Raw genomic sequence first — 515 nt, 5'->3', positions numbered from 1 at the left:
CGTTATCAAGAACTAAAGCGCAAAGTTCTTGCAAATGAGTCACTCACTCCCGAAGAAGCCATTTGTTATACGCTCTCCCGTGATTGCAATGTGTTACCTGCTAACTTAAAGCAAGCGATGGACGAGGTAACCTTAGCAGAAACTACCAAAAAAAATTTAACGTGGATTATTTCGACATCAGAAATTCTCCGTAGAATTAGTGATAAAACAGAAACCTGGGAAGTACAAAGATATAGATCGCAATTATGGTTTCGTTTACATTCTGAGCTATATCGTCCAAAGCATCAGCATCAGCAACATCTTCATTCTCAATTTTTTAATTTATTTGCTGGAGGAGATTTGGGGCAATTGCGGCTTAAAAATTTGGATTTTTCTCATCTTAATCTTAGAGGGATAAAATTTTATGGCTCTGATCTAAGTGGTGCAAACTTTCGAGGTGCATATCTAGAAGGAGCTGACTTTAATGGCGCAATTTTAGACGAAGCAGACTTTACTGATGCTGAATTTAGAGGCAT

At 37.9% G+C, this 515-nt stretch carries 1 protein-coding gene; it reads left to right on the top strand.

Going from position 1 to position 515, the window contains the following annotated elements:
- A partial coding sequence (locus Lste_RS03070; protein ID WP_162264118.1) for a pentapeptide repeat-containing protein occupies positions 1 to 515 on the top strand: 515 nt, incomplete at both ends.

Origin of the sequence: Legionella steelei (assembly GCF_001468005.1) — a bacterium.
Taxonomy (GTDB): domain Bacteria; phylum Pseudomonadota; class Gammaproteobacteria; order Legionellales; family Legionellaceae; genus Legionella; species Legionella steelei.
Note: the sequence above shows the minus strand (reverse complement) of the source record. Positions and strands in the feature narration are given on the sequence as shown.